At 66.6% G+C, this 9,905-nt stretch carries 8 protein-coding genes; 7 read left to right on the top strand and 1 reads right to left on the bottom strand.

The annotated features are described in order from the left end of the window. The 7 genes from WC493_RS19810 to WC493_RS19780 form a co-directional block, all read left to right on the top strand. On the top strand, nt 1–1,684 hold a 1,684-nt coding region (locus tag WC493_RS19810), incomplete at its 5' end, for an ABC transporter permease (RefSeq protein WP_373067743.1). Nucleotides 1,685–1,794: 110 nt separating this feature from the next. Further along, complete coding sequence (locus WC493_RS19805; protein ID WP_373067741.1) at nt 1,795–2,223, top strand: nuclear transport factor 2 family protein; 429 nt, start codon at nt 1,795–1,797, stop codon at nt 2,221–2,223. Beyond that, nucleotides 2,187–2,852 carry a hypothetical protein gene (locus WC493_RS19800; RefSeq protein WP_373067739.1) on the top strand — a complete coding sequence of 222 codons (666 nt, stop codon included), beginning with the start codon at nt 2,187–2,189 and terminating at the stop codon, nt 2,850–2,852. Before WC493_RS19805 ends, WC493_RS19800 begins: the two co-directional genes overlap by 37 nt. Nucleotides 2,853–2,883: 31 nt before the next feature. Continuing rightward, the gene (locus WC493_RS19795) at nt 2,884–5,199 is read left to right on the top strand and encodes a putative bifunctional diguanylate cyclase/phosphodiesterase (protein ID WP_373067736.1); all 2,316 of its coding nucleotides are present in this window, start codon (nt 2,884–2,886) and stop codon (nt 5,197–5,199) included. Between the two features lie 201 nt (nt 5,200–5,400). Beyond that, entirely contained in the window at nt 5,401–5,643 is a 243-nt protein-coding gene (locus tag WC493_RS19790; RefSeq protein ID WP_373067734.1) for a hypothetical protein, read from the top strand. 246 nt (nt 5,644–5,889) lie between these two features. After that, the gene (locus WC493_RS19785) at nt 5,890–6,921 is read left to right on the top strand and encodes an isocitrate/isopropylmalate dehydrogenase family protein (RefSeq protein ID WP_373067732.1); all 1,032 of its coding nucleotides are present in this window, start codon (nt 5,890–5,892) and stop codon (nt 6,919–6,921) included. Nucleotides 6,922–6,981: 60 nt separating this feature from the next. Then, entirely contained in the window at nt 6,982–8,682 is a 1,701-nt protein-coding gene (locus WC493_RS19780) for a diguanylate cyclase domain-containing protein (RefSeq protein ID WP_373067729.1), read from the top strand. Here the strand turns inward: WC493_RS19780 and WC493_RS19775 are convergent. Then, the coding region (locus WC493_RS19775) for a helix-hairpin-helix domain-containing protein (RefSeq protein WP_373067727.1) at nt 8,679–9,905 on the bottom strand (1,227 nt) is incomplete at its 5' end. The genes WC493_RS19780 and WC493_RS19775 overlap by 4 nt on opposite strands.

The following is a 9,905-nucleotide window of genomic DNA, read 5'->3' as shown; positions in this document are numbered from 1 at the left end:
GGTGGCCGTGGCGCTGGCGGCCGAACGCTACATGCGGCGGCACCTCGACGGCTGCGCGGTGATGCGCTGCATGGGCGCCTCGGGTCCGCAACTGCTGCTGATTCATGGCGGCGAATTCATGCTGTTTGGCCTTGTCGCGACCTTGGCGGGATGCGCGGCGGGCTTTGCGGTGCAGGCCGCGCTGCAAGCTTTGCTCGCCGGCCTGCTGGTGACCCGCTTGCCCGCGCCTTCGCTCTTGCCCTGGCTGCATGGACTGCTGGTAGGGCTGACACTGGTCGTCGGCTTCGCCCTGCCGCCGCTGCTGCGTCTGAAACGCGTGCCGACGATCCGCGTGCTGCGCCGCGAGTGGAGTGGCTCGGAACCCGCGTCGATCGGCGCCTATCTCCTCGGCGCTCTGGTGCTGGCCGCGCTGATGCTGTGGATGGCAGGGGAATTGCGCCTGGGACTGATCGTGCTGGCCGGCTTCCTCATCGCGCTCGGCTTCTTCGCGCTGATGGCGCGGCTGATGCTCGCCGTGCTGGGCCGGCTGCGCCCGTCCGGGGGGGGCTATGGCTGGCGTCATGGCCTGGTCAACCTGCGCCGGCGCCTGGCGGCAACCATGGTGCAGGCGGTGGCGTTGGCACTGGGCCTCACCGCGCTGCTGTTGCTCACCGTGGCGCGCGGCGATCTGCTCGACAGCTGGCTGGCCCGCGTTCCGGCCGATGCGCCGAACCGGTTCGCGATCAACATCCAGCCCGATCAGCGTGCCGCCATCGCCGACTTCTTCAAGGCGCGCGGCTTGCCGGCGCCGGAACTCGAGCCGATGGTGCGCGGCCGCCTGGTGCAGGTCAATGGCAGGGCGGTTGGTCCGGAGACCTACGCCGACGATCGCGCCCAGCGCCTGGTCGATCGCGAGTTCAATCTATCCTGGTCGGCGCGGCTTCCCGCGGGCAATACGGTCAGCGGCGGGCGCTGGCACGGCGCCACCGGGGCGGCAGAGTTCTCGGTGGAACAAGGCCTGGCCGAGACGCTGAACCTGAAACTGGGCGATCGCCTGACCTACGACATCGCCGGCAACCGGGTCGAGGCGGAAGTCACCAGCCTCAGGAAGCTCGACTGGGATTCGATGCGCGTCAATTTCTTCGTCATGTCGCCGCCCGGCCTGCTCGACAATTTTCCGGTCAGCTACATCACGAGCTTCCACCTGCCGGCCGGCAAGGCCGGCGTCATTCCCGAGATGGTGCGCGCCTTTCCCAATCTCACCGTGATCGATGTTGCTGCGCTGGTCAGGCAGTTGCATGCGACGATCGACCAGGTCGCGCGTGCCGTGCAACTGGTGTTCGGCTTCGCCGTGCTGGCCGGGCTCGCGGTGCTCTACGCGGCGCTGCAGGCCAGCAGCGACGAGCGGCGCCACGAACTGGCGGTGCTGCGCGCCCTCGGTGCCCGCAGCCGGCAGCTGTCCGCAGCGCTGCTCGCCGAGTTCGCCGCGCTCGGCGCGCTGGCCGGCCTTCTCGCCGGCATTGCCGCCAGCGTCATCGGCTGGGGCCTGGCGCGCTTTGCCTTCCGCCTCGATTACCTGCCGCAGCCGGCCTTGTGGGCCATCGGTCTGCTGGCGGGCACCGTGCTGGTGGTGATCGCCGGCTGGCTGGGCGCTTCCTCGATGCTGCGGCAATCGGCACTGCCGGCTCTGCGGGCCGCGCAATAGGCGGGTTGGGGTTGTGCCGCGGTTGACGGCGCACCGGGCCTGGTCAAGAATGTTGTCGTCTCGCAACAAACAAGTAGCGGCCCGCTCCGGGCTGCGCAAGGAGGTTCGTGGTGAAACGCATCCTGATGCTGTTGTGCTGTGCGATGTCTGCGGCGGCCTTGGCCGGGCCGCTCGACGAAAGGAAGGCCGCGGCTCACCTGCAGGCGATTGCGGCGGGCAATGTCGACGCGCTGATGGCCGATTACGCGGACGATGCCTACGTGGATTGGGTGGGCGGGCCACTCGAGGGCCGCTATCGCGGCAAAGTCGAGATTCGCCAGATGTGGACCAAGTTCGTGGTCAGCAATGACGGGCAGCCGCGTCCGGTGCGCGTCGGAAAGCTCTCCGCCCGTGCCAATCCGAAAGGCGTGTCGCTCGATGCCGAGGCCGAGTATGGCGGCAAGACGCCGCTCAAGGTATGGCACGTTCTGGTTTATCGCGATGGCGTATTGACCACCGAAATATGGCAGATCGCGCCGGCCATCAAACTGGGCGACTGACTTCGCGCCCGCTGCTGGCCTGGATTCTCCTGGCGTGGGCCTGCGCCGCCGGCGCGGCGAGCCTCACGGCGTCCGTCAGATCGCCGGCGGGAGCGCCGGTCGCGGATGCGGCGATAGTTCTCGAACCGACCGGCAGACCGGCGCCAGCCGCGCGCGGACACGCAACCATCGAGCAGCGTGACCGGGAGTTCATTCCCTACCTGACCATCGTGCGCAAGGGTACGTCGATCGACTTTCCCAACCACGATCCGGTCAAGCACCACGTTTACTCGTTCTCGCCGGCGAAGGTCTTCGAGATCAAGCTCTACGCCGGCAAGTCGGTCAATCCCGTGATCTTCGACAAGACCGGAGAGGTCGTGCTCGGCTGCAACATCCACGACTGGATGGCAGCCCATGTCCTCGTGGTGGACACTCCCTGGTTCGCGAAGACCGGTGCCGATGGAATTGCGCGCATCGACGGCGTGCCGCCGGGCGCCTATCGTTTGCGTGTCTGGCATCCGCGCCAGAAGGCGGCCGCAGCGGACAGGGACGTAAGCCTCGGTGCCGCGGCGCGCCGCGTCGACTACACGCTCGAACTGACCCCTCGCCTTATCGTGCCCAAGCCGCCGCTGGACGCCGGCGGCTACTGAAGTTGGCTTCTGCCGGATGGATGCCTGAGCGATGACCCTGTTCCGCACTCTCGAAAGGCGCATCGCGATCGTCTTCGTCGGCCTGCTGGTCTTCGTCGTGCTGTTGATGCTGCTGATCGTGGCGCACAGCGGCGAAGCCATCATCCTGGCGGAGTCGCAGCGCCAGCTTGCCGCCGGGGCGCGCAATTTCGGCAGTCTGATCGACCGCGACCAGCGGCAGCTCGAACTCGCGGCGAGCGTGCTGACGGGAGATTTCGGGTTCCGCGAAGCCATCGCCACGCAGGATCGCGCCACGGTGCACTCGGTATTGCGCAACCACGGCTCGCGCATCGGTGCCCGCGTCATGATGGTCGTTTCGCTGGACGGGCAGGTGATGGTCGACACCCAGCGGCTCGGCAAGGCGGCGCGGCCCTTTCCGTTCGGCGACCTGCTGCGTGCGGCGCAGGAGAACGGCCGCAGTGGAGGCGTCGCGCTGATGGACGACGCGCAGCTCTACCAGATCGTGGTGGTGCCGATCATGGCGCCGGTTCGAATTGCCTGGGTGGTGATGGGCTTTCCCGTCGAGGATGCCTGGGCCCTCGAATTTTCGCGAGCCAGCGGGCTGGATGTCAGTGTCATTACTGCCGGCGGCGGCATCCAGGCCAGTTCGCTGGCGCCGGGGCTGCGCGTTGCGCTGAAAGGCCAGCAAGCGGCGGCGCTGGACGAGCAGCCGCGGCAACTCGCGCTCGAAGGCCGCAACTACCACGCCGTGGCGTTGCGGTTCGGTCCCCAGGCGCGCGTGGTGTTGCTGCATTCGCTCGAGCACAGCGAGGCGGCATTCCGCGAACTGGAGCGCATCCTGGAACTCATTGCGGGGGCCGGCATTGCGCTGTTCGTGGTGGGCAGCTTCGGGCTGGCGCGACGCATTGCCGGCCCGCTGAATACTCTGGCCCGGGCGGCGCGGCGGATCGAGGCCGGCGACTACAGCGAGGCCGTGGCGGTCGAGGCGCCGGACGAGATCGGCCAGCTTGCCGCAGGCTTCGAAAGCATGCGTACCGGCATTGCGGCGCGCGAGCAGAAGATCGTACGGCTGGCGTACGAAGACACGCTCACCGGGCTGCCCAATCGCATCCGGCTGACAGAATACCTGGACGGACTCGATCCCGCGGCGGCGGCTGCGGTCGCGGTTCTCGGCCTCGACCGCTTTGCGCCGATCAACGATGCCCTCGGCCATCCCGTTGGCGACCGCCTGTTGCAGCAGGTCGGCGCCCGCCTCGCCGGACTGCTTCCGCCGCGAGGCATGCTGGCGCGTCTATGGGGGGACGAATTTGCCTTCGTCGTCGAAGGCGTCGATGAGCAGTGGGCGCACAAGTTCGCCGCAAGCCTGCTGGCGGCCCTGCACGAGCCGATCGAAGTCGACGGCCAGCGACTCGACGTCAGTGGCAGCCTCGGCGTCGCCTTCCGTCCCGCGGACGGTCGCGACATGGATGTCCTGTTGCGGCGGGCCGAGTTGGCGATGTACTCGGCCAAGCGTCGCCAGAGCGGCTACGCGCTGGCCGGGGAAGTCGGCGACGGGCCGCCCCCGGAGCAGCTGTCGCTGATCGGCGAAATGCGCCGGGCACTCGAGCGGCGCGAATTCGCCCTTCACTATCAGCCGAAGCTCGCCCTTGCTTCCGGCCGCGTCGTCGGCGCCGAGGCGCTCCTGCGCTGGCAGCACCCCGAACGCGGCATGATGCCGCCCACCCGGTTCATCCCGTTTGCCGAACAGACCGGCTTCATTCGCGAGATCACGCCCTGGCTGCTGGAAGAAGTGGCGGCGCAGGCGGCCGCATGGCGCCGGCAGGGCATCGCGGTGGTCCTGTCGGCCAACCTCTCAGCGCGCGACCTGCTCAATCCCGACCTTGTCGGCCTGATGCGCAGGCTGCTCGCCACGCACGACTTGCCGGCAGCAGCCCTGTGCCTGGAAATCACGGAAAGCGCGCTGATGGAGGATCCTGCGCTGGCATTGTCCCATCTGGCCGAACTCGCGGCGATCGGGCTCAAGCTCTCGATCGACGATTACGGTGCGGGGCAGGCGTCCTTGTCCTACCTGAAGTCGCTGCCGGTGCATGAACTCAAGATCGACCAGAGCTTCATCGGCTCCCTGGCCGCGTCGCCGAAGGATGCGGCCATCGTCCGCTCGACGATTGCGCTGGGCCACGCGCTGGGGCTGAGCGTCGTCGCCGAAGGAATCGAAGGCGAGGCTGATCTCGCCTGGCTCGCGGCGGCGGGCTGCGATGTCGGCCAGGGTTACTTCATTTCGCGTCCGATGGAGGCTCCGGCATTTGCCGACTGGATATCCACCCGTGCCGCAATTCCGGTCGTTTGAGCCGGTATCGCACTGTGGCGCCAGGCCTGGACGGATTGACTACAATTCGAGTGGTCGCCAGGTTTCCTTGAGCCGCGCCAATGGCGCGAATCAGTCGAAACCGGTCCGCGTCAGGACAGGCTTCCTCCCTCCAGCGGCGGTTATGACGGTCCGCCATTCCCCCGGGTCCTCCCAATGAAAAGAACCGATCTCGCAAAGAACATGGCCGTCAAGCTCACCGAGCGCATGAAGAAGGCCGGGACGCCGGAGCGCTTCGCCGGGGGCGCCGCACTCGATCGCAAAGAACAGCGAAGGCTGGACCAGGCGAAGGGCCTGGTGCCTTTCGCCGTCAAGCTCGACGCAGAACTGGTCGGGGAAATCCGTGGCTTGGCCGAATCACGGCAGATGAGTTTGAATGATCTGGTCGCCGTGCTTCTGCGCAAGGGGCTGGCCGCGGGCGCCTGAGCAGTCCCGCCTGCGGCCGAGTTGGGGTCGCCGAGCGTTCCGCGCGAAACGCACGATAGATATTCGGTATGGGCGAATAGGGATTGCGTATAATCCGGCCCCGCCACGGGAGGGCTGTAAGCGGCTATTCAGCCCGCCGTGCCATGATTCAGAACGCGCGCCCGGATTCAGCGATGCATTGCCGGTCGGAATCTTCATGCGGCGCGAAGACCATCGATGTTCCTTGCCGAAACTGCGGAGACCCCTATGAGCGCCACCCTTATCCCTGCCACCCTGATTCCGGGAGACGGCATCGGCCCCGAAATTACCGCCGCGACGCTGGCGGTGCTGGATGCCCTCGGCGCGCCCTTCCAGTGGGACACCCAGGTTGCAGGACTGGCCGGCGTCACGGCATTTGGCGATCCGCTGCCGCAGGTTACGCTCGATTCGATCGAGCGCACCCGGCTGGCGCTCAAGGGGCCGCTGGAAACCCCGTCGGGCGGCGGCTACCGCTCGTCCAACGTGCGCTTGCGCGAGAAGTTCAACCTCTATGCCAACCTGCGGCCGGCCAAGTCGCTGGTGCCGGGCGGGCGCTTCGAGAACATCGACCTGGTGTTGTGCCGCGAAAACATCGAAGGCCTTTACATGGGCTACGAGAATTACGTTCCCATCGACGGCGACCCCCATGCCGTAGGCATGGCCACCGGCATCAATACGCGCCAGGGCTGCCGCAACATCCTCAAGTTCGCCTTCGACTACGCGATTGCCAACGGCCGGAAGAAAGTCACCGTGGTGCACAAGGCTAACATCATGAAGGCGCTGACCGGCATTTTTCTCGAAACCGCGCAGCAGATGTACCGGGATCAGTATCAGGGCAAGATCGAGTTCGAGGAAGTCATCATCGATGCCTGCGCCATGAAGCTGGTGATGAACCCGTGGCAGTTCGACGTCATCGTGACGACCAACCTGTTCGGCGACATCCTGTCCGATGAGATCGCCGGCCTGGTCGGCGGCCTCGGCATGGCGCCGGGGGCGAACATCGGCGCCAGCGCGGCAATCTTCGAAGCCGTGCATGGCTCGGCGCCGGACATCGCCGGCAAAGGCATCGCCAATCCGACCGCACTGCTCATGGCGGCCGGCATGATGCTCGATCACGTCGGTCGCAAGGACCTAGGCGACCGACTGCGCAACGCCATCGACGACGTCCTCAACAAGGACAAGGTGCGCACCGGCGACCTGGGCGGCAGCGCCACCACCGACCAGTACGCGCAGGCATTGGTGGCGCGCGTCAGGGGCTGAATTCATCAAGGCGGTGCTGATGCATAATGGGGCATGCATGCCCCATTGAATCAGCCGTCAATGCATGCCAGTCCGTCACGGCTCTGGCTCCGGCCGTCGATCGTATTTGTCGCCGTCGCGCTCGGCGTGTTTGCGTCGTGGTTCATCGAGTGGCGGCAAGCGAATGCCAACATGCTGTCGACGGCGCGCGAGCGCGGGGCGGCGCTGTTCCGGCTGGTGGAGCTGACCCGCGACTGGAATGCCCGTCATGGCGGCGTCTATGTGCCGGTGACGGCAGCCACCCAGCCCAATCCCTATCTCGATCACAAGAGGCGCGACGTGGTCACTCGGGAAGGCATCGCGCTGACGCTGGTCAATCCGGCCTACATGACCCGGCAGATTGCCGAGATCGCGCAGCAGGCCGAAGGCATCCAGCTGCACATCACCAGCCTCAATCCGCTGCGCCCGGCCAATGCCGCAGATCCCTGGGAGGCCGCGGCCCTGCGGCGCTTCGACGCCGGTGTGCCCGAGATCGTCGAACTGATTCCCGGTGCCGCGCCGGTGCATCGCTACATGGCGCCGCTCCGGATCACCAAGCCCTGTCTGGCCTGCCATGAGAAGCAGAACTATCGGCTGGGCCAGATTCGCGGCGGTGTTTCCGTCACCATGCCGGCGGCGGATCTGCTGGCAATTCGTGACGGCGTGCGCTTGCGTTCCAGTGCCGTCCATCTCCTGATGTTCACCGTGATGGCCGCACTGCTGGACTTGCTCGTGAGGCGCACCCGCAACCATCTGCTGGCGCTGGAGCGCCTCGCTCAGGAGCAGGAAGCGGTGATCGCCGAGCGCACGCATGCCTTGTCGGAGGCCAATGCAGAGCTGGAGGGCAAACTCGCGGATCGCGAACTGGCCGCTGCCGTATTGAGCAACGCGGCCGAGGCGATCATCGTCACCGACGCGGGCGGTCATTTCGTCGAGGTCAATCCGGCTTTTTCACGCATGACCGGCTATGCCGCGAGCGAGGTGCTGGGCAAGGCAGTATCGATCATCAAGTCGGGCCGGCATCCGCCGGCGTTCTACGAGGAAATGTGGCAAACCCTGAGCCGGGAAAATCGTTGGCAGGGCGAGGTCTGGAACCGGCGCAAGAACGGCGAGTTGTTCTTCGTCTGGATGTCCGTCGCCCGCATCTCCGGCGGCGCCCAGCCGGTGCGCTACGTGGCGACGCTGACCGACATCACGCAGCGCAAGGAACTGGAAGAGACGCTGCGCCATCGGGCCTACCACGACCCGCTCACCGACCTGCCCAACCGCGCGCTGTTCGCCGACCGGCTGCGCGTTGTCCTCTTGCAGGCGCAGCGGCATGGCCGCGCGTTCGCACTGTGCTTCATCGACCTGGACTATTTCAAGCCGGTCAACGACGAGTTCGGACATGCCGCCGGAGATGAGCTGCTGGTGGAGACCGCAAGACGCCTGCGGGTCTGCGTGCGCGCAGCCGACACGGTGGCGCGGGTGGGCGGCGACGAGTTCGCCGCCATCCTTACCGAAGTCCCGTCTCGTGAGGAGGTCGAGGAGGTCGCCGCGCGTATCGTCGCCGAGTTGGCACGGCCGTTCCAGCTGAAGGTCGGCACCGCGCACATCACGTGCAGCATCGGCATCGCACTGTTTCCCGAGCATGGCAGTGACGTCGAGGCGTTGCAGCACTATGCCGACGCAGCGCTCTATAAAGTAAAGGCGGCGAGTCGCAACGCCTATCGCATTGCCGGCAATAGCGAGGACAAGCCTTAGCGCCTGAGCTTGGCGAACGCGGCCGCCATGGCGCCCGACGATTCCGCTTCGCGCTGCCCCGGGGCCGGCCTGGCGGCGGCGCCGCCGCGATTCGCCGTCTCGCCGGCGCCGACTCTTGCGGTTGCCTTCGATGGCGCCGGTTTTGCCGGAAGATCATCGGCGAGGCGCATGGTCAGCGCGATGCGCTTGCGCGCCGCGTCGACCTCGATCACCTTGACCTTCACCACGTCGCCGGCCTTGACCACCTCGTGCGGGTCCTTGACGAAGCGATTAGCCAGCGCGGAGACATGCACCAGGCCGTCCTGATGCACGCCGATATCGACGAAGGCGCCGAAGTTGGTGACGTTGGTCACCACGCCTTCCAGCAGCATGCCGGGCTGGAGATCCTTGAGTTCCTCGACGCCTTCCCTGAACATGGCCGCCTTGAATTCTGGGCGAGGGTCGCGGCCGGGCTTTTCGAGCTCCTTCAGGATGTCCTGCACGGTCGGCAGGCCAAAGCGCTCGTCGGTGTATTTTCGGGCATCGAGCGTACGCAGCGTGGTCGCGTCGCCGACAAGCTCCATGACACCCCGCCTGATGTCCATGAGAATGCGCTCGACCACCGGATAGGCCTCCGGGTGCACCGCCGAGGCATCGAGCGGATTCTCGCTGGCGCTGACGCGCAGGAATCCCGCCGCCTGTTCGAAGGCCTTGTCGCCGAGACGCGGCACTTCCTTCAATTCGGCGCGCGACTTGAAGGCGCCGTGGGCATCGCGGTAAGCCACGATGTTGCCGGCCAAGGTGCTGTTGAGGCCCGAGATGCGCTTGAGCAGTGCGGCGCTGGCGGTATTCACATCGACGCCGACCGAGTTCACGCAGTCCTCCACCACGGCATCGAGCGCGCGCGCCAGTCGCGTCTGGTTGACGTCGTGCTGGTACTGGCCGACGCCGATCGCCTTGGGATCGATCTTCACCAGCTCGGCCAGCGGGTCCTGCAGCCGGCGCGCGATGGACACCGCGCCGCGCAAGGACACATCGAGGTCGGGAAATTCCTTCGCCGCCAGTTCGGACGCGGAATACACCGAGGCCCCGGCTTCGGACACCACGATCCGGGTCAGCTTGAGTTCGGGGTGGCGGCGCATCAGTTCGGCGGCCAGCCTGTCGGTCTCGCGGCTGGCCGTGCCGTTGCCGATGCTGATCAGGCCGGCGCCGTGCTTCTGCGCCAGATCGCGCAACGTGGCGAG

It is taken from the genome of Zavarzinia sp. (genome assembly GCF_041650655.1).
GTDB lineage: Bacteria > Pseudomonadota > Alphaproteobacteria > Zavarziniales > Zavarziniaceae > Zavarzinia.
This window is presented reverse-complemented; position numbering and strand designations above follow the sequence as displayed.